The organism is Lactobacillus sp. ESL0233 (assembly GCF_003692995.1).
GTDB lineage: Bacteria > Bacillota > Bacilli > Lactobacillales > Lactobacillaceae > Lactobacillus > Lactobacillus bombicola.
Genome location: NZ_REHH01000009.1, coordinates 108,242 through 134,254, shown reverse-complemented (window position 1 = coordinate 134,254; position 26,013 = coordinate 108,242). Strand labels below are relative to the sequence as shown.

Genomic DNA, 26,013 nt, shown 5'->3' with positions numbered 1-26,013 from the left:
TTGGAAAAGAAGGAGTGAGAATAATGTTGAAAAAAGCCAATGAATCAGCTACTAACCAAGATTTGGAGCTGGTTAAAAGTATTGCTAAGGAAAGTAGAACTGAGACACTAGCACGACTACATACTAGCAGTGATGGGTTAACAAGTGAACAAGCTGTTCGCAATAGAGAAGAATATGGTGCAAATACAATTACGTCTAACAAACATAATTCTAAATTGCATTTTTTGACAGAAGCTTTTATTACTCCTTTTAGTTTAGTATTAATTGTTTTAGCATTTTTATCATTATGTACCGATTATATTTTTGTTCCAGCCGGTGAAAAAGATTTAACAACGGTAATAATTATGTTAACGATGGTCTTTATTTCAGGGATAACTAATTTCATTCAGAATATCAGATCATCAAATGCTGTTGATTCACTCTTAAAGATGGTTTCAATTACAACTGACATTATTAGAGACGGTAAGGATCAAGAAATTGATACTAGTGAAGTGGTAGTTGGTGATGTAATTCGGCTTGCAGCTGGTGATATGGTTCCAGCTGATATGCGTCTTTTAACGAGTAAAGATTTATTTTGCTCATCGAGTTCATTAAATGGAGAATCGAATCCAGTTGAAAAGATTGCAACCAAGAAACCTAAAATTGGCGCAGATCGTGATTATTTAGATTACCCAAATATTCTTTATGAAGGGACAACGATTGTTTCTGGATCTGGACTTGGTGTTGTATTTGCTACAGGTGAGCGGACAATGTTCGGCAAGCTGGCACATGATATTTCAAATCAAGATGTAAAAAACACTGCATTTGATGTGGGAATTAAAAATGTGTCTAAGCTATTAATAATTATGACGGCTATTATTGCCCCATTGGTTTTTATTATTAATGGTTTAACTAAGGGAGATTGGGTTAATGCCTTAATTTTTTCAATTGCAACTGCAGTTGGGTTGACGCCAGAAATGCTGCCTGTAATTGTGACAACTAATTTAGTCAAAGGTTCAATTGAAATGTCCAAAAAGGGCACAATTGTTAAAAAGATGAATTCGATTCAAAATTTTGGCTCAGCCGATATTTTATGTACTGATAAAACAGGAACTTTGACTCAAGATAAAGTGGTTTTAGAACGGCACTATGATTTAAATTTACATGAAAATCCTCATATTTTAGAATTAGGGTATCTTAACTCATATTACCAGACTGGAATGAAAAATTTGATTGATAAAGCAATCATTGAGGCAGCTGGTGATGAATTAGATATTAATGAAATTCAACGTGATTATAATAAGATTGATGAAATTCCGTTTGATTTTTCTAGAAGAAGAATGAGTGTAGTCGTTGAAAATGCTGATCTTGAACATGGCGAACACTTGCTAGTAACTAAAGGCGCTTCTGAAGAGATGATGGCTGTTGCCACTAAAATTGAAGTCGATGGGCAAATTTTACCGCTAACGCCAGAACGTAAACAAAAAGTAATGGAAAAAGTTAACGAAATGAATAGCGATGGATTGCGGGTTATCATGTTGGGTTATAAGCGTAATCCAGCTCCTGTGGGAGAATTTTCTGTTAAAGATGAAGAAGACTTGATATTATGTGGTTTCTTAGCCTTTCTTGATCCCCCAAAGGAAAGTGCCAAAGCGGCTTTGGCAAAGCTTAAAGAAGACGGTATTACAGTTAAAATTTTAACTGGCGATAATGAAGCAGTTACGCGAACAATTGGTTTGCAAGTAGGTTTAAATGTAGATACGGTTTACTCTGGGGCTGATTTAGAAGGGAAAAAACCGGATGAATTGGCAAAGATGGTAGAAGAATGTAATATTTTTGTGAAGTTATCACCAGAAGACAAAACTAAGATTATCAACTTGTTGAAACAAAATGGTCATACAGTAGGCTACATGGGTGACGGTATTAATGATGCACCAGCAATGAAAGCGGCAGATGTTTCGATTTCAGTAGATACAGCTGTAGATATTGCGAAAGAATCAGCCGATATCATTTTGCTACATAAGGATATGAATGTCTTAGAAACAGGGGTTAGAATTGGACGTAAAGTCTTTGGTAATACTACTAAATACATTAAGATTACCCTATCTTCAAACTTTGGTAATATTTTATCGATTCTAGTTGCGTCCTCATTTTTACCATTTTTACCAATGCTGCCCTTGCAACTATTGGTTTTAGATTTATTATATGGAACTAGTTGCTTATCATTACCATTTGATGAAATGTCTGATGATTATCTCAAAGAGCCACGAATTTGGTCGACTAAGAAATTACCAAAATTTATGTTTTACTTTGGTCCAACTTCTTCAGTTTTTGATATTCTAACATTTGGCTTATTATACTTTATAATTTGTCCGTATTTAGTTGGTGGTAGCTTTAATGCAATTAGCCCTAGTCAAAAAATAGCTTTTATAGCTTTATTCCATACGGGGTGGTTTATTGAATCACTGTGGACGCAAGAAATGGTTATTCATGCCTTGCGTGACCGGCGCTTGCCGTTTATTAAGCAACATGCTACAACCACCGTTGTCTTGTCTACTTTCGGTGCTGGGATTATCGGAACATTGATTCCATTTTCCTCTTTAGCAGGTAAGCTTGGTTTTGGTAAGATGCCATTAAGCTTTATGTGGATTATTTTAGGAATTTTAATCCTTTATATCTTACTGACGACTTTGGTAAAGCATTTTTACTTAAAAGATGAAAAATTTCTAATTTAGAAAATATGGCTAAAGGTTAAAAAGGGAATTCCAGGAGGAATTCTCTTTTTTGTTGGTGTAGTATTATATAATATAATGAATTATACGAATCTTAAGGAGAAAAATGAAAATGGCTGATAAAAAAACTTTTTACATTACGACCCCAATCTATTATCCATCTGGCCGCCTGACCATTGGTAATGCTTACACTACTATTGCTGCTGATGTTATGGCTCGATACAAGCGTAGTCAGGGTTATGATACTTTCTTTTTAACTGGAACTGATGAACACGGGCTAAAGATTGAGCAAAAAGCTGAACAGCAAGGAATCAAGCCACAAGAGTTTGTTGATAGTATGGCAGCAGATTACAAAAAATTATGGAAAAGCCTGGATATTTCTTATGATAAGTTTATTCGCACCACTGATGAGCAACATGTTAAAGGCGTTCAAAAAATATTTGAACGTTTGTTAAAACAAGGTGACATTTACCTTGGTGAATATACTGGCTGGTATTCAGTTGAAGATGAGGAATACTTTACTGAGTCACAATTGGCCGAAGTTTATCGTGATGCTGCGGGCAAGGTGGTTGGTGGTAAGGCACCATCTGGTCATAAGGTTCAACTGGTTAAGGAACCATCATATTTTTTCAAAATGAGCAAGTATGCTGATCGACTTTACCGCTACTATCAAGATCATCCTGAATTTATTCTGCCTAATTCGCGCGAAAAGGAAATGGTCAATAATTTTATTAAGCCGGGGCTAGAGGATTTGTCGGTTACTAGAACCACAGTTTCTTGGGGAATTCCGGTACCAAGTGATCCTAAGCATGTTGTTTATGTCTGGATTGATGCTTTATCAAACTATATTACCGCCTTGGGTTATGGCTCTGCTGATAATTCTTTGTTTAAAAAATATTGGCCAGCTGATGTTCACTTGGTTGGTAAGGAAATTGTTCGTTTTCATACAATTTATTGGCCAATTATGTTAATGGCTCTTGATTTACCGCTACCTAAACATATTATTGGTCATGGTTGGGTATTAATGAAGGATGGTAAGATGTCTAAATCAAAGGGTAATGCCGTTTATCCGGAGTCAATTACCAGCCGTTATGGTGTAGACGCTTTACGTTACTACTTAATGCGAGCATTACCATTTGGTTCTGACGGTATTTTTACACCGGAAGACTTTGTTGAACGAGTTAACTATGATTTAGCCAATGATTTAGGTAACTTGCTAAATCGGACCGTTTCGATGATTAATCAGTATCAAATGGGTCTTGTTAAGCCAGTTAGTGAACAAGATGAATTGGGCAAAAATTTAGCTGAAACTGCGCATAAAGTGATTAATAGTTATCAACAAGAAATGGACACGCTTCACTTTACGCAAGCAATTGATGACATATGGCAATTAGTCAGTCGTGCTAATAAATACATTGATGAGACAGCGCCTTGGATCTTAAATAAAGAAGACAAAAAGAATGATTTAGCGCGAGTCATGGCTAATTTAGCAGAAAGTTTACGTATTATTGCATTATTAATCGCACCGATTATGACGCGGACTGCAGGCAAAATATACAAGCAATTAGGACTTGATTGGAATAATTCTGCGCAAAAGCAACTTAAATTTGGTGGCTACGATTGGAATATCAAAGTTGCTGCAAAAGCACAGCCAATTTATCCACGTTTAAAGCCAGAAGAAGAAATTAAATATATTAAAGATGAAATGGCAAAAGCTAAGCCCAAGAAGCAATCCCGCAGTGAAAAAGAGCAAAGCAAAGAAATTACAATTGATGATTTTGCTAAAATTAAAATTCAAGTTGGGCAAATTTTAGCAGTTGAGCCAGTTAAGGGCTCTAATAAGTTATTACAATTCCAATTAGATTTTGGTGCAGGAAACAAACGTCAAATTTTAAGTGGAATTAGGAAATATTATCCAGAAGCAAGTGAATTAGTAGGTAAAAAAGTACTGGCAGTAACTAATTTAAAGCCACGTAAGATGCTAGGAAAACTTAGTCAAGGCATGCTTTTATCTAGTGAAAAAGCAGGACAAGTAAAATTAGCTATTGTTGGTGATGAGCATGAAATTGGGGCAGAATTAGGTTAATGGAATTAATTGATAATCACACCCATTTACAAGACAAACCTTTTCAAGGAAAAGAAGAGTTTTACCTTGAACGTGCACATAAATTAGGGGTAACCAAAGTAATTTGTGCTGGGCAAGACCCTACTTTTAACCAACAAGCAATTGCCTTAAGCCAGCGTTTTGATCAAGTTTACGCAATGGTTGGCTATTGTCCTGATATTGCTAAAGCTTATAATCAAAAGGCTGAAGATTTATTAATTGAGCAGTTGCAAACTCCTGGTGTGGTAGCGATGGGAGAGATTGGGCTCGACTATTATTGGGATGAAACGCCGCGAGAAAAGCAAAAAGAGGTATTTGCTCGACAAATTGAGGTTGCACATGAATTAAAAATGCCAGTTGATATCCATACGCGTGACGCTTTTGCGGATTGTTACGAAATTCTCAGGCATAGTAATCTAGAATATGGTGCAGTCTTGCATAGTTTTAATGGCAGTGTTGAATGGTTAGCAAAGTTTTTAGCTTTAAATGTTAACTTCTCCTATTCAGGTGTGGCGTCTTTTACTAAAGCGACGCAGGTGCATGAATCTGTCAAAAATACTCCACTAGATCGGTTACTGATTGAAACGGATGCACCATTTTTGACACCTAAGCCATACAGAGGCAAGCAAAATGAGCCGGGTAACGTTTATTATGTTGCACAAGCTATTGCTGAATTGAAAGATATACCAATACAAGAGGTTGCTCAAGCAACTTATGCTAATACAATGAGGATTTATGGGCTTAACTAAAAAACATTTTAATGCAGTAGTTGTTGTTGAAGGAAAAGATGACACAATTAGGTTAAAACAATTTTTCCCGGGAATTGAAACAATCGAAACAAATGGTTCCGATGTGCCAGATGCCGTTTTAGTAGAATTAAAAGAATTAGCTAAAAAGCGCGATATAATTGTTTTAACTGATCCTGATTTAAACGGAGAACGGATTAGACGGTTGGTTACTGAAGTAGTGCCAAACGCGAAGCAAGCATTTATCACTCGTCAAGAAGGTCGACCACGTAAAAAAGGAAATTCGTTAGGAGTTGAGCATGCCTCAAAGGCTACGCTGACTACAGCTTTGAGTGATTTACATGAAAGTAAAATGCAAAGCAGTGATTTGACTAGAGCAATATATCGAAAATTAGGTTTAGCTAGTGACTTAAATTCGCGTAAATTACGGGAAAAAGTAGGAATTAAATTGCGAATAGGTTACGGGAATGCACAACAATTTTATAAACGGTTACAAACTTTTGGGGTAACTAGTGCTCAACTTGAGAAAGTAGTAGAGGAGGTTAATAATGAATAGTGATATGCCAATTGGTTCAAGTGTAAGAACCCAAGCCATTATTAATCGTTATTTTTTACGAGCTAAGAAAAATCTCGGCCAAAATTTTTTGGTTGACTTAGATGCTCTCGAAGGAATTGTTCAAGCTGCAGAGATTAAGTCCAATGATCAAGTAATTGAAATTGGTCCAGGAATAGGTTCATTAACTGAACAATTACTATTGGCAGGGGCAAAAGTCTTTGCCTATGAAGTCGACGAAACTTTGCCCGAAATTTTACAAAATGAATTACCTGCAAAAATCAATGGTGTCCCGATAAAAGAGCGTTTTAAGCTTATGATTAAGGATATCTTAAAGGCGGATTTTGCTACTGATTTGGCGGATTTTTTTGATTTAACTCAACCAGTTAAAGTAGTGGCAAATTTGCCATATTATATTACGACGCCAATTATTTTCTTTTTAAATGATACAAAGTTAAATTTTTCCAGTTTAACTTTAATGATGCAAAAAGAAGTAGCCGAGCGGCTTAGTGCGCATCCAGCTACTAAAGAATATGGTCCACTTACAATCTCTGTCCAAACGCAAATGAAAGTAAACCTTGCCTTACAGGTAAAAAGCAAGTCTTTCATTCCAAGACCTAAGGTTGATTCTAGTGTAGTTGTTTTGCAGCCTTTGCCTAAAAAAACAGATGTTGGTAATATTAAACATTTTAATTGGGTAGTCAAATGTTGTTTTGCCCAAAGACGCAAAACATTAAATAATAATTTAAAAACTTTAATTCCTAATACCTTCCAACGGGAAGCACTGATTAGTAACTTGGGTGTTGACTTACATACTAGGCCAGAACAATTGACGATTGACCAGTTTGTTGACCTAGCCCGAGCCATACCAATTAAAAATTAACCAAAATATTCGGATTTAGCTTTAAAAATGATTGAAAAAATAATGATAACATGGTAAAATTCCCCCAAAGGAGTTGTTATCAGTGCCAACATCAATTATTACCATTAAGCAAAAATTGGATTCACATTTGGGTGATTCATTAACTGTGGTTGCAAGAGCAGGTCGGAAGAAGGTTACTAAGAGACGGGGAATTTTGCGGGAAACATTTCCAGCAGTTTTTGTGGTTGACTTAGATCAAGATCAGAATAATTTTGAGCATGTCTCATATAGTTATACCGACTTGTTAACCAAAAACATCACTTTAAAGTTCGATGATGTGACGGAATAGTTACAGTAAAAAGTAAAAATAATTTTTTGGTAGTAACATTTTAAAATGTTAGTGCCTTTTTTTGTGGTTCAGAGTATAGTAGAAAAAGTAAACATTAGAGAGGATAATTTATGAAACGTTCAGAAAGACTAGTTGATATGACGAAATATTTAATGGAGCGACCACACAATCTGATTTCATTACCTTTTTTTGCAACGCGCTATGGAGCCGCTAAGTCATCAATTTCTGAGGATTTAACTATTTTAAAGCATACTTTGGCTGATAATCAAGATGGTATTTTAGAAACAGTTGCTGGAGCTGCTGGAGGAGTAAGGTACATTCCGTTTTGGGGCAAAAAAAATGTTACCCAATATTTACAAGACTTAGCTAAAAGAATTGAAAGTTCAGAACGAATTTTAGCAGGTGGTTTTGTTTATCTTTCAGATATTTTAGGTAATCCACAAGACTTAGATAAAATTGGGAAAATAATTGCTACCCGTTATGCTTATTCCAATATTGATGTGGTAATGACAATCGAGACTAAGGGAATATCATTAGCTCAAGCAGTTGCACGGTATTTGAATGTACCATTTATTACAGCCCGCAAGCGGTCAAAGGTAACTGAAGGAGCTACTGTCTCCGTTAATTATATTTCTTCTTCGCTTGATCGTGTTTCCAAAATGGAACTTCCCACTAGAGCTTTAAAAGAAAATTCAAATGTCTTACTAGTAGATGATTTTATGATGGCTGGTGGTACCTTGACGGGGATGAGACAGTTAGTAAAAGAGTTTAATAGTAATATTGCTGGAATTTGTGTTTTATGTGAAGCGGACTTTGATGATGAAAAAGTAATTGAGGGACACTTATCTTTAATTAGGATAAAAGATGTAAATGATAAGCAAAAGATAATTGTAGCTGAACCCGGTACACTACTTGGACATACTAACTTTAACCGCTTTTAGCATATAAAATGATATGTTAAAATATGGTAGTAACTTAAGAATATAAAAGAGGCTGAATTTAATGAAAAAATTTGTAGTTGTACTTGCAGCCGGTAAGGGTACACGAATGAAGTCAAAGCTATATAAAGTTTTGCATCAAGTTTGTGGAAAATCAATGGTCGAACATGTAGTTGAAGCAGCTCAAGCAATAGAACCAGATAAAATAGTTACAGTAGTTGGTAATGGAGCAGAAAAAGTAAAAACTGTTTTAGCTGGGAAATCTGAGTTTGTTTTACAAAAAAAACAGTTAGGCACGGGCGATGCAGTTTTAACAGCAGAAAAGCAGTTAGCTCAAGAGGACGGCGCTACCTTAGTAATTACAGGAGATACTCCACTTTTTACAAGTAAGACTTTACAAAAGTTGTTTGACTACCATCAAAATAAAGGTAATGCTGCTACTGTTTTAACAGCACAAGCACCTAATCCATATGGTTATGGTCGAATTATTCGGGATGAACAAGATAATGTTTTACGGATTGTAGAACAAAAAGATGGTAGTCCTGAAGAATTGAAAATTAAAGAAATCAATACAGGTGTCTTTTGCTTTGATAATAAGCAGCTTTTTACTGCCCTTAAGCAGGTAACTAACGATAATGCACAAGGTGAATACTACTTAACTGATGTATTAGAAATTCTGCGTAATAATAATCAGCGTATTGGTGCTTATAAAATGCATGACTTTAGTGAAAGCATAGGGGTAAATGACCGCATAGCTTTAGCACAAGCTACTAAAATTATGCAAAAAAGAATTAATGAGCAGCATATGCGAGAAGGGGTCACTTTTGTTGATCCAGATACTGCCTATATTGATGCAGATGTAAAAATTGGTAGTGACACCGTAATTGAGGGTAATGTCGTAATTAAAGGTAAAACAGTAATCGGTAATAATTGTTTAATTACTGCTGGTTCGCGTATTATTGATTCTCAAATTAGCAATAAGGTGACTATTACTTCGTCAACTATTGAAGGAGCAAAAATGGCCGATCATAGTGATATAGGTCCTAACTCACATCTACGCACCAATTCTATTATCGAAGCAGGCGTTCATATTGGTAACTTTGTTGAGGTTAAAAATGCTGAAATTGGGCAGAATTCTAAAGTTGGTCATTTGACTTATGTGGGTGATGCTACTTTGGGTAAAGATGTCAATGTAGGTTGTGGGACAATTTTTGCTAACTACGATGGTGTGCAAAAGGATCATACAACCGTTGGTAACCGATCTTTTATTGGCTCAGGCTCGACATTGGTTGCTCCAGTAAATGTGGCTGATCATGCTTTTATAGCCGCTGATTCAACTATAACTAAAGATGTTAGTCAATATGATATGGCAATCGCTCGCGGTAAACAAGTAAATAAACCTAATTATTGGCATAGGCTTCCTTTAGCTAATGATCCCAATTGGCAGTAAACGCTAAAAGCTCTAGTTTAAACTAGAGCTTTTTAATTACTAAAAAATAAATGTTGTCCTTAATAAGAAAGTGCTATCATAAGTGATGAAAGGGGGAATGATAATGATTAGTTGGCTTTTAAAACAACCAGATAAGGAGGAGCAAATACCACCAGAAAAAATTGCCAAGACCTACAGATGGCATCAATTAGGTGTCTTGTTAGCTACTTGCATAGGTTATATTGGTTACTATATTATTCGTCTAGTTTTTACAGCTGAACAAAATGACATTATGAAAGCATATCACTTTACAACTGCTAATGTTGGGTTGATTTTATCTTGTTTTGGAATTGGTTATGGTGTAGCTAAGCTATTTATGGGGGTATTAGCTGATAAATGTGATGCCAATCGCTACCTAATGGTTGGCTTATTATTATCAGCATTTATAAATATCTTTTTAGGGTCGACCAGCAACTTATACATCATGATGGCATTGATGTTTATAATGGCAATAACGCAGGGAATGGGGGCTGCTGCATGCCAAAAAATGATTCAACTTTGGTGGGGGCCACGAATGCGAGGCACAATGTATTCGATTTGGTCGTCAGCCCATAATGCTGGCTCCTTTATTTGTGTAGCAATTGTTCAACTGGCTGTTTTTTTATTTTCTGGTTCAATTGCAGCTGTCTTTTATACGGCATCAGCTGTTTCATTTGTGCTTTGTATATTAATCCTAGTTTTAGGAGCAGATCGACCAAAAGTTGTTGGACTCCCAGATATTGCAACTTATACGGATGATCGAGTTATTCTAAACGATGGGCAAATTTCAACTTCTGATCAAACTGACTTGAATGTTGGCCAAATTTTTATTAAGTATATTTTAAAAAATAAACTAGTTTGGGCTGTAACATTAACTTCGATGTCACTTTATTTAGTTAGGTATGGTATTCAAAGCTGGATTCCCGCTTATTTAGTTCAAAATAAGGGCTTTGATCCTGCAAATGCAAAATGGTTAATTGGTATTTTTGAATTAGCATCTGTTCCAGGAGTAATCATTATGGGTGCTATTTCAGATGCTTTAAAGGGTCGACGAGCATTAGTTTCAATTTTTTGTGTGCTTGGCACATTAATTTGTTTAACGATTTATTTTTTTAATAATAATCATACTTTAATTATTGCCGCTTTAATAATCATGGGCAATTTGATTTATGCACCATTGACTTTGGTTGGATTAATGATTAATGAAGTTGTCCCTAAATTTGCTGTGGGAGCATCTACTGGCTTTATGGGCTTTTTCCAATATATTTTTGGTGAATCTTTAGCTACAGCACTGATTGGTATTTTAGTTGCAAAATTTGGTTGGCTAGCAAGTAATACTGTCTTATATGGTGCATCAATTCTAGCACTTGTTTTTTTACTTTATACAGCAGTTAGTGAAACAAAAATGCAAAAAAAATCACAAATTAATTTATAAATTGGAAATAATTAATTTGAGTTTCCTAGAGTAAGTAGAGTATTAAGAAAAAGTAAGCTATTTTAAAGTCGATTTATTAGAATTACATTTTAGTATATAATAAGAATTAGTAAATTAAATTTTAGTGAGGTAAATAGATAAATGAAATTAAGTCATAAGTTATTGATGGTATCAACTGCTGCGCTTCTTGGCGTTAGTCCAATTTTGAGTGCAAGTCAAGCATCATTAGTACAAGCTGCTAAGACTAATAAAACTGATACCAAAACTAATAAGTCTGTTTCTAAAAAAGATACTGCAAAGAAAACCAGTTCAAAAAAGAATAGTACTTCAAAGCGAGGCACAATTAAATTAAGTCGGAATGCTTATGTTTATGATAAAAATGGCAAACGGCTTAAGAGCTACATGGGTAGTGCTAAGTATACTGTAATAGCTAAGGGTGTTACTTTAAACTACAATACTAAAAAGACAATTAATGATGTTGATTTTTATGACCTTGGTGGTAATGCTTATGTCAAAGCTGCTAATGTAGGTTATGTTGACGGCAAGAAAGTTAATCCTAAAAAAAGTGAAAAAACAGACCAGTCATCTACCACAGCTAAATTAAAGAGTAATGCCTATATTTATGATGAAAAAGGCAAAACTAATAAGAAAAAAATCAAGAAGGGTCAAGTAATTGCAGTTGATCAATTAGTTTATATTGGTGGTAAACTTTATTATCGGATTAGTGGTGAAAAGAATCAATTCATTAAGGCTAATAATGTAGGGTCAACTACTGGTACTGCATTAAAACCAATTAATAAGAAGCCAGAAAAAGATGATGACAAAACACCGTCAGACAATCAAAATGACCCAACGGTAATTACCTTAAATCATAATTCATATCTTTATGATGGTAAAGGTAGCTCAAAAAGCAAAGTAGTTAAGAGCGGTCAAAAGATTCAAGTTGATAAGTTGCAGTACATTGGTAAAAATCTCTTTTATCATGTAAATGATAAAAATTATCCTGGTGATGATAATTGGATTAAGAAAAATAATGTTGGCATCATTACTGGTAAGCAATTAACGCCTTCTAATGCTAAACCTGATGATAAACAAAACGGGACAATTGCCACATTAGGTCAGGATGCTAACGTTTATAATAGCAAAGGGGTTATGCAATCAACTAAGACTTTTGCTAAAGGTCATACAGCCCGTGTAAATGAATTACGTTATATTTGGATTGAAAGTGAAAATAAGGCTGAATTATTCTATAAGTTACAAAGTGATAAGAATGGCTACCTTAAAGCAAGTGATATTAGTACAATTGCAGGTGATAAATTAATCCCTGTTAATACAGCGGAAGCCGCAAAAGAAGAAACTGTTATGGCGACTGATGCAGATAAGAAGACTTTACAAGCTGCGTTAACTGAAGCCACGACTATTAAAACAAGTGATAGCTACAAATTATCAAGTAAAGCTTTACGTGATGCTTACGATGCAGCCATTACTTCCGGTAGCCAAGTGAACAGTGCTAATGCAACTGTTGCTAGTGTTAAAGATGAAGTAAATAAAATTAGCAAGGCTAAGGCTGCGCTTAATGGTAAGAAGGTTGTAGTTAATGATTTGAAAAACTTAACCATGGATGAAGCAAATCAAATAGTACAATTAGTAGCTACTGCTAACGGTGTTGACAAGAATACTGTTAAATTTAGTAATAACAATACTGTTTTAACGATTACTAGTGCTAATGGGTTTGAACAAACATTAAATATTGAAGATTATGCAACTATTGTTAAGTAATTAAGATAATCAAAGATATAGCTCAAAAAGCAGGTAAAAGGCAAATATGACTTTTACCTGCTTTTTTTAATGGTTAAAGTTAAAACTAATATACTGGAATTAATAAATAGCTAGATTTATTACTTTAGATTGTGTAAGCTAATAAAGCCTTAAATGATTAATTAAATGTAGTTAAGGAAACATTGCCTGCTATATAATAAATATTAATATCTGTTTTTTTATATAATGTAAAGCGGATACAAATACTATGCTATAATATACAGGGAGTAAAAATAGTAGGAGGAAAATTATGAATGCTTTAATTAATTGGTTAAATAAGCATGTTGTTCCAGTCGCTGCTAAGATTGGTTCAATACGCTGGCTAATTGCCTTGCGTGATGCCTTCATTGCAATGATGCCATTAATGTTAGCGGGTTCAGTTGCCAATGTTATTAATTCTTTAATCAGAGATTTACCAAATCAATTTGGCTGGACTGGTTTTGTCAACTCAATGCAATGGTTAATTGGCATTAATGCAATGGTTTGGACAGGATCAACTGCTATCTTAGGGTTGTTATTTTCATTTACATTTGGCTACCAAATGTGTGTTCAGTACAAGGTTGAACCCATTACTGGTGGACTGGTAACTTTAGGAACCTTTATCATGGGCTTGCCGCAAAATTTTTCTTTAGTTTTAAAGGAAGTTTTGACTAAAGGTGATATTAAGACTATGACTGATGCTGGAGCAACTGTTGCTGGTAAAAATGTTAGTGCATGGGGTTATTTTAATTTTGGAAAATATTTTGGAGCTGCTGGTTTCTTTACGGTAATGATTATGGGGGCCATTTCGGTAACTATTTATATTTGGCTTATGAAAAAAAATATTACTATTAAGATGCCCGATACCGTCCCACCAGCAGTAGCAAAAGCTTTTACCGGTATTATTCCAGCAACTGCAGGTTTATACCTTGTGGGAATAATTAACTATCTTTTCAGTCTTAATCAAATGACTGTAATTGACTTTATTTCAAAGACAATTCAAGAACCATTAATGAAAGTTAGTCAAGGATATTGGTCAGTTTTATTAATAACTTTCTTAGTGCAATTATTCTGGTTCTTCGGCATTCATGGTACAAATGTTTTGGCTCCTGTAATTGAAAGTATCTGGACTACAGCTTTAATTGCTAATATGAATGCTGCTCATAAAGGTCAATCTTTGCCATATTTGTGGACAAGATCGGATTTTGATCTTTATGTTTGGATTGGTGGTGCTGGCTCCACCTTGTTACTAATTTTAGCAATTTTAGCCTTTTCAACGCGTGAAGATCAACGAGCAGTAGCTAAGCTATCACTTGTTCCTGGAATTTTTAATATTAATGAACCAGTCATGTTTGGAATGCCAATCGTGCTAGATCCGATTTACTTTATTCCATTTGTTATTTCACCTCTGATTATGGTATCAACGTCTTATGCTGCTTTAACCATGGGATTAGTTTCACGTGTCAGAACACAAATTGTATGGTCGATGCCGCCTATTTTGAATGCTTTTATTGGTACAATGGATTGGCGCGCAGTCGTTTTGCAACTAGTTAATATGGTAATTGGTTTCTTAATCTATGTGCCATTTGTTAAAGCTGCTAACAACGTTAATACACAAGCTGAGGCTTAATAGGAGTTATATTTAATGAAACAATTAGGAATTTCACTTTATCCTGAACAAAGTACTTTTATACAAGATAAGGAATATATGGATTTAGCCAAAAAATATGGCTACCAGCGTATTTTTACGTCACTTTTACAATTAAAAAGTGATAGTGGAGAGGATTTGTTGGCCCGTCTTAAAGAAGACGTTGATTATGCTAATCAATTAGGCTTCAAAACAGTTGTTGATATAAATCCCGCACTATTTAAAGAATTAAGAATTGACTATAATGATCTTAGCTTTTTCCAAGATTTAGGTGTTTGGGGATTACGGCTAGATGAGGGATTTAGTGGTATTGAAGAAGCGGCGATGACGCATAATCCTTATGGCTTAAAAATCGAATTAAATATGAGTCGGGGTACTAATTATTTAGACAGTATTATGTCTTATGACCCGGAAGAAGATAATTTAATTGGTTGTCATAACTTCTATCCGCAAGAATATACTGGTCTAAGTGAAGAGATTTTTTACGAATATTCACAAAAATACCGTGACTATGGGTTGCATACTGCTGCTTTTATTTCATCTAAGCATGCTCAATTTGGTCCTTGGCCAGTCCACGAAGGTTTGCCAACGATGGAAAATGATCGCGACAGAAATATTTTTAGTCAAGTAACTCACTTAAGATTAAGTAAAATGATTGATGATATCATTATTGGCAATGCTTTTGCTACTGAAGAGGAGTTGGCTCAAGCGGCTGCTGCTTTTAATAGTCCTTTTCCTACTTTGAGCATAGAATTTACAGGTAATGTTTTGCCAATTGAACAAACAATTTGCTTAAAAGATGTTCATCTGTATCGTGGTGATGCTTCAGCATATTTGTTGCGGGATACTAAACCACGAGTAGTTTATGCAAACGAAGCGATTCCAGCACAAACTGAAATTAAAGAAGTTTTTGATTATGGTGATGTGGTAATTGTGAATGACAAATATCCACGTTATAAAGGTGAGTTGCAACTGGTTTTGACTCCATTTGAAAATGATGGTCGGCGTAACTTGGTTGGTCATTTAAGAGAAGACGATCTTGACTTATTGGATGCAATTGAACCGTGGAGCACTTTTATTCTTAAAAATGCCAAAAACAACTAAATAAATTGTTACAGTGATTGTAACGGCTAAAAAATAAAAACCTTAAATTTCTATTGAAAGTTAAGGTTTTTATTTTGATAGTAAATAGTTTAAATAAAAAAATACACAATATCTGGTCTTAAAGGCTTGAATGTCGCTTTGTAAAGTTGAATAATAAGATAGGAATAACTTTTTCAGACAACTTTTGCTAAAATAATAAGTTGTTAACCAAAGATTAGACGGAGGAAATTATGTCTTATAAAGACAACATGATGTTGTTTGCCCTGAATTCAAATGTACCGCTTGCCCAAAAGATTGCCGAGCGAGTTGGAATACCGTTAAGTAAGTCAAGTGTTCAGCGCTTTAGTGATGGTGAAATTCAAATTAATATTGATGAATCAGTTCGTGGGAAAGACGTTTATTTGATTCAGTCATTGAGCGTTCCAGTAAATGATAACTTAATGGAATTATTAATTATGATTGATGCTGTGCGTCGGGCTAGTGCGCAAACAATTAATATTGTAATCCCATATTATGGTTATGCACGTCAAGATCGTAAAACTCGCCCACGTGAGCCAATTACAGCTAAGCTTGTTGCTGATATGTTGCAAGAAGCTGGTGCAACTAGAGTCTTATCATTAGATTTGCATGCACCACAAATTCAAGGCTTTTTCGATATTCCAGTTGATAATTTAATGGGCGCACCATTATTAGCTGATTACTTTTTATGCAATCATTTGGAAAAAGATGCTGTGGTTGTTTCTCCAGATCATGGTGGTGTTACGCGAGCACGAAAATTAGCTGAGTTTTTAGGCACGTCCATTGCGATTGTAGATAAACGGCGACCACGAGCTAATGTTGCTGAAGTAATGAATATTATCGGTGACGTTAAAGGTAAACGGGCAATTATTATTGATGATATGATTGATACTGCGGGCACCATTACATTGGCAGCCCAAGCTTTAATTGATGCTGGTGCTACAGAGGTTTATGCAAGTGCAACTCATGCTGTTTTATCAGGTCCAGCTATTAAAAGGTTAAATGATTCCCCAATTAAGAATTTGGTTTTGACTGACTCAATTAACCAACCTGAAGAAAAGAAATTGGATAAAACTTTATTAGTTTCGGTTGGTCCATTGATGGGTGATGCGATTAAATGTATTCAAAAGAATGAGCCATTGAGTCCACTATTTAATACGCGTTATCAAGAAGATCAACACTAGACTAAAAAGCAACATTTTAGTAATTTAGTTAAATATTAACCAATTTAAGTATCAGGCTACTAAGTAGTTTGATACTTTTTTATTTTTGATTCATTAAATAAAAATAAAAATAACATTGATAATTTAATCATGCTTGCATATAATTAAAATGTTTATATTAATTAAAGCGAAAATAATTAAGGTTTACATCAATAAAAATATGACAGATTGCTAATATTTTTCTTTCAATTGCTATCTAAAAGCAGAGTTTATGTAGTTATGAAGAAAAATATTAATAATGGAGAATAATAAATGATTGTTGAAACCAAAAACCTTTATAAAGAATACCAAAAAGTAGTATCAGCCACACTATTTCATAAAAAATACCAGCAAATTCTAGCTGTCCATGATGTTTCCTTTCAAATTAAAGCAGGTGAACATGTCGGCTTGGTTGGCTTAAATGGGTCGGGTAAGTCTACTTTGATTAAAATGATTCTTGGTATTTTGCAACCAACTAGCGGTAAAGTAGAAACCTTTGGTTGCGTGCCAGTAGATAATCGTCAAAAAAATGCTCTGAAAATCGGGGTGGTCTTTGGGCAAAGAAGCCAATTACGCTGGGATTTACCGGCGATGGATACTTTTCGTTTAAATCAAGAACTTTATCAAGTACCACAAACAAGTTTTGAGCAGCGAGTAAGGGAGTTATCTCAGATGCTTGATGCGAAAGATTTTCTCTTTCAACCAGTGCGCAGCCTTAGTCTGGGGCAACGAATGAAAGTTGAATTTATTGCAGCTTTAATTCATGATCCAGATTTAATTATTTTGGATGAACCCACGATTGGCTTAGATGTTTTAAGTAAGAATAGCATTGTTCATTTTTTAAAGACGCTAACTAATAAAACAATTATCTTTACGTCACATGATTTGGATGAGGTAGAAAAAGTTTGTTCACGTACAATTATTCTCAATTAAGGATACCTAGTTTTAGATAAGAGTAGTCAAGAGCTAGCTAATCTTGATGTACCAGCTACAATCACATTTACTAGTAAAAAGAGCCGGTACAATGACTTACAAAAAAATTGGTCACAGTTGCAATTGCTTGAAAATGGCAACTATCAACTTAGTGGGATTAGTCATAACGAAATTATGGCTACTTTGAGTAAAATTACGGCTAAAATTCCAATTGATAATATTGAAGTCAAAAGTGGGAAATTAGAGTACCTTCTCGCCCATGTCGGTAAAGCAGGTGAACGCCAATGAGTTATCGCATGATGTTGCTCAAGCTTGGGCTAAAAAAAGGCTTTTCCTCGAAATATATTTTGCTTTTTTATCTTTTTTCTTCACTAATTTCAATTGTGGTGCAATATTTTTTATGGCAGGCTGTTTTAGTTAATCGTCCAATAATAGAATTTAAGCAAACACTAAGCTATCTTATTTTAATGCAACTTTTGAGTATTTTGTTTCCTAAGTCAAGCTATGATCTTAATGATCAAATTCGCTCAGGCGATATTGCACTTGATTTATTAAAACCAGTATCAATTGCCACCCAATTATTTTGGGAAAGTTTAGGTTATTCTATCACCAAGTTAGTAATCGTGAGGGAGTTGATCTTGCCCTTTACTTTTGGGTGTTGGATTTTCAATTCAACTTACTGGCAGTTTTGTTAGTGCTAGTTACAGGTGTTTTAGCCTACATTTTATATTTTGAGCTAGAATTGATTTTGGGTACTTTTACTTTTTATACCTATAGTATCTGGGGGATTGCCACTTTCAAGGAAGCCCTACTTTTGATCTTGGCGGGTAATGTCTTTCCGGCTTACTTTTATCCGCAAGTATTAAAACAGGTAGCGTCCTATTTGCCTTTTCAATATTCATTTAGTGCGGTCGGCATGCTAGTACAAACTCCTTCTTGGCAATTATTTTTACAGATTGTCGTAATTCAAATAGGTTATATCATATTTTTGATATTGCTATTCAAGGTTCTCTTCAAGTGGTCCAGCACTAAAACTGTTATTCAGGGAGGTTAACCATGCGCTATTTGAAACTATTATTGACTTATCTAAAGGTAAACCTTAAATCACTTGCTATTTATGATTTAGACTTTTACTTTGCGATTTTAGGAATGATAATCCAAAATGGATTAAATATTGTGGCGCTACGTTTTATTTTTAACCTTGTGCCACGAATTAAGGGATACAGTTTTGAACAATTGCTATTAACCTATGCTTTAGCCACTTTATCCTGGGCCATATTTCGCTGTTTTTTTATTAATACCCTTAATATTGCTACTTATATTCATAGAGGCAGTCTTGATACAATTTTAATTAAGCCCGTCAATCCCCTCTTTCAAATAATTAATGAGCGGGTTAATGAAGATTCATGGGGCGATTTATTGGTTGCTCTTTTATTATTAATTATTGTTGATTTTCAATTAAATAATCCTTGGTATATTACAGTAATGTTTATTTTTATTGCGCTATTCACGTCGTTAATTTTCTTAAGTCTGGCAGTTTTAGGCAACACCGTAGCTCTATTTTCTAATGGCTTGGCTGATTTGGCAGAAACCACTTTCGACTTCTTTGAAATGAGTAAGTATCCTTTGACAATTTATTCAGGATTATTAAAAGTGATAATGACTTTTATTATACCGATTGGCTGGGTAGCTTCTATTCCACAAGAACGCATTGCAGATAAACACGAATGGGGCTGGTTAGTTATCATTCCGTTAGTTTGTTTACTTTATTTTGTTTTAGTTTATCAGCTCTGGCGCTTATTTTTACGTAAATACCAGAGTACGGGTAGCTAAGTTGTAAAATTTTGAAAGCCTAACTGTTTACTTAAAACTTAAAATAAGCTGAATTAAGTAATTTAAAGTCCAAATTAAATTCAGCTTATTTTTTATTTTCGGGGTTTTCTTAAATAACGTAAGGTACCATTTTTAATATAGCGTTGAAATTGCTGGTAAAGGGGATCGAAAATTTGTGGTTCATCACTATTCGACATCATAATTTTAGGAAAAAAGAAACGTTCATCACCTTGTAAAGTTCCGTTAAGAGCGCGTACAAGAGGACTAAGTTGGGATAACTCAATCAATTGCCCATCGTCTTGCATGATTTCGATTTGGCTATTAGCATTTTTACCGCTAGGCTTGTAAGCATCATACGGCTCATCAAAAGCGGAGTTAGTGTCCGTGTAATAGGTGGGATCAAAGCCAGCTTGTTTAATTAAGTCTTTCAGCTTGGGTAAGAGATTTTTGGTTTCGACGTCAATCCGGATACTGGCAAACGGTTTACGAAATAAATAAAGATTTGCTAAATCAGCTAGAATTGGGTCATTTGCATCGGTCCACATTAAAAAATTGGTTTCCATAACGCCATCATCTAGTTTAAGATAGTCGTTCAGGGTCCAACTATCTGCTAAAAAATTAGCTAGTTCAGGCGTTACTGGTAAAACTCCTTTGTGGTAAATGATTTTTGCCCGTTCTAGTAAGTGCTGGAGCATTACTTCCATTGCACGACCGACGCGGTGAAAGTAAACTTGTTGGTACATCTGGTAACGCGAGACTATGTAATCTTCTACTGCATGCATGCCTGACATGCTGAAACAAATCCCACCGCTAAATGGTCTGATCTCTTGTAAAATACGGGACAGATCAAATTCACCATAAGCGACACCGGTAAAGTAGGCGTCGCGTTTAAGATAATCCATTCGGTCAGCATCCGCTTGACTAGAGATCAATTTTACTACTTGGGGATTAGGATAAGTTTTAGCAATTACACTAGCTACTAGTTCAGGGAAATTAGGTGTAACTTGGCGTAATACTTGATTAACTTCAGTGTTCGGGTCGGTAATGATTTTTTGACCAATTTTTTCATGATCAGTGCCAAAAAGGTGTTCAAAAGTGTGTGAATAGGGCCCATGACCAATATCATGAAGTAGACCCGCACATTCAACTAATAAACGATTATTTTCATCCCAAAGCCCGTCGCCTGAACGCTGAGTGGGATATTTTTGGGCAAAGATATTACAAATTCGTCTAGTTAATTCGTAAACTCCGGCGTTATGTTCAAAGCGGGTGTGTGTTGCACTGGGAAAGACATAAGCAATCGGCCCCAACTGTTTAATTCTACGCATACGCTGAAATTCTTTAGTGGCAACTAGGTCTTGGATTACTTGGTCTTCAATATGAATGTATTCGTGAACCGGATCACGCAGTACAATTTCTTTAGTTAATTTAATATTTTGAAATTTAGGCATATGGGACCTCAGAGATGGTTAACTAAGTAGTCAAAAAACTTATATATCTTAATTATAACAAATTTCTAGTAATGCAGGTTAATTGAATTCTAGCCCCAGCTCCGTTGATTAACTGTAAAGTGAGTCTAGCAGAATTTCTAGCTAAAAAAAGGAAATTAACTTATAATAAAGCAGAATAAAAGCTTTAAAAATGTGGTTTAGACTAGCTAATTATAAACTATTTTTAAAGGCTATAAACAGTTTGGCAAGGGAGAATTTAAATTAAACAATGACTAGAGTAAAAGTTAACTTTACCAGTACAATTGTTCAAGAAAAAGAAAGTGAAACATTTACTAAAACTAGTGTGGGTGAATTGATTAAAATTGGAGAGGTTACTAGAGTTTCATACTTAGAAGATGGTCAAGTACCGGTTAAGATTTTAATTAAGCCTAATAATGTGATTATTAAGCGCAGTCAGGACAGTGCTAATTATTCACAGTTACATTTTGTTTTAAACGAACAACGAAATTGTCGATATGTAGCGCAAGGTTACCAAATGGATTTAAAAAGTATGACTAATTTAATTAAATTTTTCCCTAAAATTGATGGTTCACAAGAACTTCGAATTGAATATAACCTCTTTAGTGGTCTATACTTAATAGGTAATTATACCGTCACATTGATTTTTACTTAAACGCCTAGTAAAATGGAAAAGATTGACAAAAGAGAGGAATGCATTGTGGGATTAAACGACTTTAAAGACAAAAATCGCAACGAATTATCAATGATTGAAGTTGCTCGCGCAATTTTGGAAGATAACAATAAGAGAATGGCCTTTGCTGATATTGTTAATGCTGTGCAAAAGTTTTTGGGTGAGAGTGACGAAGAGATAAGAGAACGTTTGCCTCAATTTTATACAGACATGAACACTAATGGTGAGTTTATCTCTATGGGAGAAAATATTTGGGCACTACGTTCGTGGTTTCCGTATGAATCAGTTGATGAAGAGGTTAATCATCCTGAAGATGAGGATGAAGAAGATACTCGTACGCATCATAAGAAGGTTAATGCCTTCTTAGCTAGCGCTACTGGTAGTGATGACATCATTGATTATGATAACGATGATCCTGAGGATGAAGATTTAGATGCTGCCCCTGCTGATGAGACTGATTTTGTTGCGGATGACGATAATTTCACTGATGCAGCTGATGATGAGGATGAAGATTTACCAGACGGTATCGAGGGACAATTATCAGAATTAAATGATGATGAGGATGAAGATGAAGAAGACGAATAATTTTCTTGACTTCAACAATAAAAATAGATAGTATTTTATTTGGGCACCTTATGTGCGTTTATGCTCCCGTTAGGGAGCTTTTTTTATTTTATGGGTTAATTTTATTTTTGCAAAAGGAGTTTGGCTAATGACAAAATATATCTTCGTTACTGGCGGTGTGGTTTCTTCGTTGGGAAAGGGCATTACTGCTTCAAGCCTAGGACGGTTGTTAAAGAATCGTGGTTTAAAGGTAACAATGCAAAAGTTTGATCCTTACATCAACATTGATCCAGGGACTATGAATCCATATCAACATGGGGAAGTTTTTGTAACTGATGATGGAACAGAAGCTGATTTGGACTTAGGACACTATGAGCGCATGGTTGATGTGCGGACCAGTAAATATTCAAATGTCACTACTGGGAAAATTTATAAAGAAGTTCTAGAAAAAGAACGCCGTGGTGATTACCATGGTGCTACTGTGCAGGTTATTCCGCATATCACTGATATGATTAAACAAAAAATAATGCGTGCAGGGCTAACAACTGATTCTGATGTCGTTATTTCTGAAATTGGTGGAACGGTTGGAGATATTGAATCAACACCTTTTATGGAAGCGATTAGACAGATGCGCCGTGAAGTTGGTAAAGAGAACGTAATGTATATCCATTGTACCTTAGTACCATATTTGCATGCCGCACAAGAAATGAAAACAAAACCAACCCAGCATTCAGTTGCTGAACTTCGTAGTATTGGTATTCAACCTAATATGTTAGTTTTACGAGCAGAAATGCCAATTAATCAAGAACACAAAGATAAGATTTCGACTTTTACTGATGTTCCAGTTGACCGAATTATCGAATCAATTGATGCACCATCACTATTTGATTTGCCATTGGCCTTTAAAGAACAAGGAATGGATCAAAAAGTTTGTGATTTTCTTAATCTCAAGAGTCCTAAGCCTGAAGCTGATATGGCAGAATGGATTCGACTTGATGAACGGGTCAAAAATTTAAAGCATACAACTAAAATTACCTTAGTTGGTAAATACGTTGAATTAGAAGATGCATATATTTCAGTGACTGATGCCTTAAAGCATGCGGGATATGCCTATGATACTAATATTGAAATTCAAAAAGTCCAAGCAGAAGATATTACTGCAACTAACATTGCCAAATTAATGGAAGGCAGTGATGGGTTAATTGTTCCTGGTGGGTTTGGAACACGAGGGCTTGAGGGAATGATTACTGCAATTAAATATGCTCGTGAAAATGATATTCCTTTCTTGGGTGTTTGTCTTGGGATGCAGATGGCAACAGTAGAATTTGCTCGAAATGTTTTAGGCTATCAAGATGCTAATACGGCTGAAGTAGACCCAGAGGCTGCTCATAATGTAATTGATATTATGGCTGATAAGCGTGATGAAGAGAATATTGGGGGAACTCTACGTTTAGGTCTTTATCCAACAGCGTTAAAGCCAGGTACTAAAACTGCTGCGGCCTATGATAATCAAGAAGTGATTCAAGAGCGTCATCGTCACCGTTTCGAATTTAATAATGAATATCGATCAGAATTTGAAGCTGCTGGTATGACCTTTGCTGGCGTTTCACCTGACAATCATTTGGTTGAAGTAATTGAACTATCAAAAAATAAGTTTTTTGTTGCAGCGCAATATCACCCTGAATTCTTGAGTAGACCCCAAAGACCTGAAGGATTATATAAGGCATTTATTGGTGCAGCCAGTGGTTTGCCAGAAAAAGAACTTTAATAAAATTTTTTTATTTTTAATGGAGAAGACAAAGGTCTTCTCTTGTTTTTTCTGGTAAATTCCTTTAACATTATTATGATTAAATGAAATAGAAAAGGATTTTTTCGCCAATGAAGCAAATGATAATTCATGGTGGAAAGCCCCTACAGGGTGATGTCTGGATTGGTGGTGCTAAGAACTCAACGGTAGCCTTAATTCCGGCATCTATTTTGTCGCGTACACCAGTTACTTTGGAAGGCGTTCCAAGGATTGCAGATGTTGACAACTTAATGGATTTGCTGAGTGAAATGGATGTTGAAAGTGAATTTCACCAAACAACTTTGCACATTAACCCAGAAAACATTAAGATGAGTTCATTACCAAGTGGTAAAATTAAGAGTTTGCGTGCGTCGTATTATTTTATGGGTGCACTTCTTGGACGCTTTGGTAAGGCTGTTGTGGGCTTCCCTGGCGGGGATGATATTGGTCCCCGCCCAATTGACCAACATATTAAGGGTTTTGAAGCACTTGGTGCGTGTGTAAAAAATGAAAATGATCAAATAATAATCACAGCTCCGTCTGGTGGCTTGGAAGGTGCTCCAATTCACCTGGAAATGCCATCGGTTGGAGCAACTATGAATATTATCATGGCCTCAGTTACGGCCCATGGTCAAACTATTATTAATAATGCTGCCAAAGAACCAGAAATAATTGATTTAGCTACTTTTTTAAATAATATGGGTGCAATTATTCGGGGGGCTGGTACTGATTCAATAAGAATTGAAGGGGTTGAGCTCCTCAAAGCCAGAACGCCCCATACTATTATTCCTGATCGCATTGAAGCAGGTACTTATATTTCATTAGCAGGATGTATCGGTAATGGTATTTGCATACATAATATTATTGAAGAGCATTTAGATTCTTACCTTGCTAAGGTTGAAGAAATGGGACTCGTCATTGATGCAGATGAAGACTCACTGTTTATTTATCCGGCAGGAGAATTGAAAATGACCCAGATTAAAACCGATGCCTACCCAGGTTTTGCAACTGATTTGCAGCAGCCGATCACGCCGCTTCTTCTTTCTGCTAAAACTGGTGAAGGCGTAATTATTGATCGCATATATCCTAAAAGGATAGGTCACATTGAACAGTTACGTAAAATGGGTGCTAATATTAGTGCGGAAGATAATGTTATTTTAGTTCACCCTACTGATGAACTTCATGGTGCAACAGTTTCAGCAGGCGAGATTCGCGCTGGTGCTTGTCTAGTGTTAGCTGGATTAATGGCTAATGGTGAGACAGTTATTAATAATGCTGGTAATATTTTGCGCGGTTACGACCGAGTACAAGAAAAATTGCGATTACTTGGTGCTGATGTCACTATTCAAGATGTGCCAGATAAATGAGCTTAATCAATAAAAAAGTGGTACTTTTATTGGTAATTCTTTGGATATAATTTAAGTATGAGCTAGTTAATAATTTTGTTGCAGTAAGTATTAAATACACAAAAAGAAAATACAGTAAGTAAAACCGTTTAGTTTTAATTAACTAAGCGGTTTTATGGTTAAGCTTGAATTTAAGATTTTAAACTTAAAGAAAATAGTTTTACGATAGTTCCGCCTTGTGGTTATTTACAAATGGTGAAAAGCAATCCCAAAAAGCACAACTTTATTTTCAAAGTTGTGCTTTTTTGCATTTATAAAACGGGAATATTTACAATCAATCAAGATACAATATAATTTTATCAAATAAGGTGAGGGCTGTTGATAAGCAAAAATAAAGTTTACTTTTAATATATAACTTTTTTTATTTATTTTCATCTGTATCTTTTTTAGTAAAGACTGAAGTCAATCAAATGA

At 35.1% G+C, this 26,013-nt stretch carries 23 protein-coding genes; 22 read left to right on the top strand and 1 reads right to left on the bottom strand.

Annotated features, from left to right (window positions below; translation table 11 throughout):
* Positions 1-23 precede the first annotated feature (23 nt).
* The 18 genes from mgtA to F5ESL0233_RS06870 all read left to right on the top strand — a co-directional run bounded on the left by mgtA (position 24) and on the right by F5ESL0233_RS06870 (position 19,701).
* Entirely contained in the window at positions 24-2,714 is a 2,691-nt protein-coding gene (mgtA, locus tag F5ESL0233_RS06950) for a magnesium-translocating P-type ATPase (RefSeq protein WP_122059421.1), read from the top strand.
* Positions 2,715-2,823: 109 nt separating this feature from the next.
* Positions 2,824-4,797 carry a methionine--tRNA ligase gene (metG, locus tag F5ESL0233_RS06945; RefSeq protein ID WP_122059419.1) on the top strand — a complete coding sequence of 658 codons (1,974 nt, stop codon included), beginning with the start codon at positions 2,824-2,826 and terminating at the stop codon, positions 4,795-4,797.
* Positions 4,797-5,564, top strand: coding sequence for a TatD family hydrolase (locus F5ESL0233_RS06940; RefSeq protein WP_118896072.1), 768 nt, complete (start codon positions 4,797-4,799; stop codon positions 5,562-5,564). Before metG ends, F5ESL0233_RS06940 begins: the two co-directional genes overlap by 1 nt.
* Positions 5,551-6,117 (top strand): ribonuclease M5, encoded by a 567-nt coding sequence (gene rnmV / locus F5ESL0233_RS06935; RefSeq protein ID WP_090092446.1) that lies wholly within the window; start codon positions 5,551-5,553, stop codon positions 6,115-6,117. Before F5ESL0233_RS06940 ends, rnmV begins: the two co-directional genes overlap by 14 nt.
* A complete protein-coding gene (gene rsmA, locus F5ESL0233_RS06930; RefSeq protein WP_122059418.1) occupies positions 6,110-6,997 on the top strand; it encodes a 16S rRNA (adenine(1518)-N(6)/adenine(1519)-N(6))-dimethyltransferase RsmA in 888 nt (295 codons plus the stop codon). Before rnmV ends, rsmA begins: the two co-directional genes overlap by 8 nt.
* 82 nt (positions 6,998-7,079) lie before the next feature.
* Positions 7,080-7,325, top strand: coding sequence for a Veg family protein (locus F5ESL0233_RS06925; RefSeq protein WP_090092443.1), 246 nt, complete (start codon positions 7,080-7,082; stop codon positions 7,323-7,325).
* Between the two features lie 110 nt (positions 7,326-7,435).
* The gene (gene purR, locus F5ESL0233_RS06920; protein ID WP_090092441.1) at positions 7,436-8,266 is read left to right on the top strand and encodes a pur operon repressor; all 831 of its coding nucleotides are present in this window, start codon (positions 7,436-7,438) and stop codon (positions 8,264-8,266) included.
* Positions 8,267-8,327: 61 nt separating this feature from the next.
* The gene (gene glmU / locus F5ESL0233_RS06915; protein ID WP_122024936.1) at positions 8,328-9,713 is read left to right on the top strand and encodes a bifunctional UDP-N-acetylglucosamine diphosphorylase/glucosamine-1-phosphate N-acetyltransferase GlmU; all 1,386 of its coding nucleotides are present in this window, start codon (positions 8,328-8,330) and stop codon (positions 9,711-9,713) included.
* A 103-nt stretch (positions 9,714-9,816) separates the two neighbouring features.
* Positions 9,817-11,166 carry an MFS transporter gene (locus F5ESL0233_RS06910; protein WP_122059416.1) on the top strand — a complete coding sequence of 450 codons (1,350 nt, stop codon included), beginning with the start codon at positions 9,817-9,819 and terminating at the stop codon, positions 11,164-11,166.
* Between the two features lie 141 nt (positions 11,167-11,307).
* A complete protein-coding gene (locus F5ESL0233_RS06905; RefSeq protein WP_090092438.1) occupies positions 11,308-12,945 on the top strand; it encodes an SLAP domain-containing protein in 1,638 nt (545 codons plus the stop codon).
* Positions 12,946-13,234: 289 nt separating this feature from the next.
* Positions 13,235-14,593 (top strand): PTS sugar transporter subunit IIC, encoded by a 1,359-nt coding sequence (locus F5ESL0233_RS06900; protein WP_122059415.1) that lies wholly within the window; start codon positions 13,235-13,237, stop codon positions 14,591-14,593.
* Positions 14,594-14,608: 15 nt separating this feature from the next.
* Positions 14,609-15,715, top strand: coding sequence for a DUF871 domain-containing protein (locus tag F5ESL0233_RS06895; RefSeq protein ID WP_122059413.1), 1,107 nt, complete (start codon positions 14,609-14,611; stop codon positions 15,713-15,715).
* A 230-nt stretch (positions 15,716-15,945) separates the two neighbouring features.
* Positions 15,946-16,917: a ribose-phosphate diphosphokinase gene (locus F5ESL0233_RS06890; RefSeq protein ID WP_090092432.1), complete on the top strand. Its 972-nt coding sequence runs from the start codon at positions 15,946-15,948 to the stop codon at positions 16,915-16,917.
* A 291-nt stretch (positions 16,918-17,208) separates the two neighbouring features.
* Complete coding sequence (locus tag F5ESL0233_RS06885) at positions 17,209-17,868, top strand: ATP-binding cassette domain-containing protein (RefSeq protein WP_122059412.1); 660 nt, start codon at positions 17,209-17,211, stop codon at positions 17,866-17,868.
* A 117-nt stretch (positions 17,869-17,985) separates the two neighbouring features.
* Positions 17,986-18,156: a hypothetical protein gene (locus F5ESL0233_RS08295; RefSeq protein ID WP_158593142.1), complete on the top strand. Its 171-nt coding sequence runs from the start codon at positions 17,986-17,988 to the stop codon at positions 18,154-18,156.
* Positions 18,153-18,563, top strand: a complete 411-nt coding sequence (locus tag F5ESL0233_RS06880) for an ABC-2 family transporter protein (protein ID WP_122059410.1) — start codon at positions 18,153-18,155, stop codon at positions 18,561-18,563. The genes F5ESL0233_RS08295 and F5ESL0233_RS06880 overlap by 4 nt, the downstream gene beginning before the upstream one ends.
* Entirely contained in the window at positions 18,563-18,922 is a 360-nt protein-coding gene (locus F5ESL0233_RS06875; RefSeq protein ID WP_122059409.1) for a hypothetical protein, read from the top strand. The genes F5ESL0233_RS06880 and F5ESL0233_RS06875 overlap by 1 nt, the downstream gene beginning before the upstream one ends.
* 2 nt (positions 18,923-18,924) lie before the next feature.
* A complete protein-coding gene (locus F5ESL0233_RS06870) occupies positions 18,925-19,701 on the top strand; it encodes an ABC transporter permease (protein ID WP_122059407.1) in 777 nt (258 codons plus the stop codon).
* Between the two features lie 92 nt (positions 19,702-19,793).
* Here F5ESL0233_RS06870 and F5ESL0233_RS06865 read toward each other — a convergent pair whose 3' ends face one another.
* Positions 19,794-21,152 (bottom strand): HD domain-containing protein, encoded by a 1,359-nt coding sequence (locus F5ESL0233_RS06865; protein WP_122059406.1) that lies wholly within the window; start codon positions 21,150-21,152, stop codon positions 19,794-19,796.
* Between the two features lie 268 nt (positions 21,153-21,420).
* On the opposite strand from F5ESL0233_RS06865, the gene F5ESL0233_RS06860 reads away from it, so the two are divergent.
* The 4 genes from F5ESL0233_RS06860 (at position 21,421) to F5ESL0233_RS06845 (ending at position 25,560) form a co-directional block, all read left to right on the top strand.
* Complete coding sequence (locus F5ESL0233_RS06860) at positions 21,421-21,825, top strand: DUF1934 domain-containing protein (protein WP_122059404.1); 405 nt, start codon at positions 21,421-21,423, stop codon at positions 21,823-21,825.
* Positions 21,826-21,870: 45 nt separating this feature from the next.
* Positions 21,871-22,428, top strand: coding sequence for a DNA-directed RNA polymerase subunit delta (gene rpoE / locus F5ESL0233_RS06855; RefSeq protein WP_090092426.1), 558 nt, complete (start codon positions 21,871-21,873; stop codon positions 22,426-22,428).
* 127 nt (positions 22,429-22,555) lie between these two features.
* Positions 22,556-24,175, top strand: a complete 1,620-nt coding sequence (locus F5ESL0233_RS06850) for a CTP synthase (protein WP_090092424.1) — start codon at positions 22,556-22,558, stop codon at positions 24,173-24,175.
* Positions 24,176-24,285: 110 nt separating this feature from the next.
* Positions 24,286-25,560, top strand: coding sequence for a UDP-N-acetylglucosamine 1-carboxyvinyltransferase (locus F5ESL0233_RS06845; protein ID WP_122059402.1), 1,275 nt, complete (start codon positions 24,286-24,288; stop codon positions 25,558-25,560).
* Positions 25,561-26,013: the final 453 nt, after the last annotated feature.

Coding starts and splice junctions, on each gene's coding strand:
- mgtA (WP_122059421.1), top strand. CDS start 24: ATGTTGAAAAAAGCCAATGAATCAGCTACTAACCAAGATTTGGAGCTG.
- metG (WP_122059419.1), top strand. CDS start 2,824: ATGGCTGATAAAAAAACTTTTTACATTACGACCCCAATCTATTATCCA.
- F5ESL0233_RS06940 (WP_118896072.1), top strand. CDS start 4,797: ATGGAATTAATTGATAATCACACCCATTTACAAGACAAACCTTTTCAA.
- rnmV (WP_090092446.1), top strand. CDS start 5,551: ATGGGCTTAACTAAAAAACATTTTAATGCAGTAGTTGTTGTTGAAGGA.
- rsmA (WP_122059418.1), top strand. CDS start 6,110: ATGAATAGTGATATGCCAATTGGTTCAAGTGTAAGAACCCAAGCCATT.
- purR (WP_090092441.1), top strand. CDS start 7,436: ATGAAACGTTCAGAAAGACTAGTTGATATGACGAAATATTTAATGGAG.
- glmU (WP_122024936.1), top strand. CDS start 8,328: ATGAAAAAATTTGTAGTTGTACTTGCAGCCGGTAAGGGTACACGAATG.
- F5ESL0233_RS06910 (WP_122059416.1), top strand. CDS start 9,817: ATGATTAGTTGGCTTTTAAAACAACCAGATAAGGAGGAGCAAATACCA.
- F5ESL0233_RS06905 (WP_090092438.1), top strand. CDS start 11,308: ATGAAATTAAGTCATAAGTTATTGATGGTATCAACTGCTGCGCTTCTT.
- F5ESL0233_RS06900 (WP_122059415.1), top strand. CDS start 13,235: ATGAATGCTTTAATTAATTGGTTAAATAAGCATGTTGTTCCAGTCGCT.
- F5ESL0233_RS06895 (WP_122059413.1), top strand. CDS start 14,609: ATGAAACAATTAGGAATTTCACTTTATCCTGAACAAAGTACTTTTATA.
- F5ESL0233_RS06890 (WP_090092432.1), top strand. CDS start 15,946: ATGTCTTATAAAGACAACATGATGTTGTTTGCCCTGAATTCAAATGTA.
- F5ESL0233_RS06885 (WP_122059412.1), top strand. CDS start 17,209: ATGATTGTTGAAACCAAAAACCTTTATAAAGAATACCAAAAAGTAGTA.
- F5ESL0233_RS06880 (WP_122059410.1), top strand. CDS start 18,153: ATGAGTTATCGCATGATGTTGCTCAAGCTTGGGCTAAAAAAAGGCTTT.
- F5ESL0233_RS06870 (WP_122059407.1), top strand. CDS start 18,925: ATGCGCTATTTGAAACTATTATTGACTTATCTAAAGGTAAACCTTAAA.
- F5ESL0233_RS06865 (WP_122059406.1), bottom strand. CDS start 21,152: ATGCCTAAATTTCAAAATATTAAATTAACTAAAGAAATTGTACTGCGT.
- F5ESL0233_RS06860 (WP_122059404.1), top strand. CDS start 21,421: ATGACTAGAGTAAAAGTTAACTTTACCAGTACAATTGTTCAAGAAAAA.
- F5ESL0233_RS06850 (WP_090092424.1), top strand. CDS start 22,556: ATGACAAAATATATCTTCGTTACTGGCGGTGTGGTTTCTTCGTTGGGA.
- F5ESL0233_RS06845 (WP_122059402.1), top strand. CDS start 24,286: ATGAAGCAAATGATAATTCATGGTGGAAAGCCCCTACAGGGTGATGTC.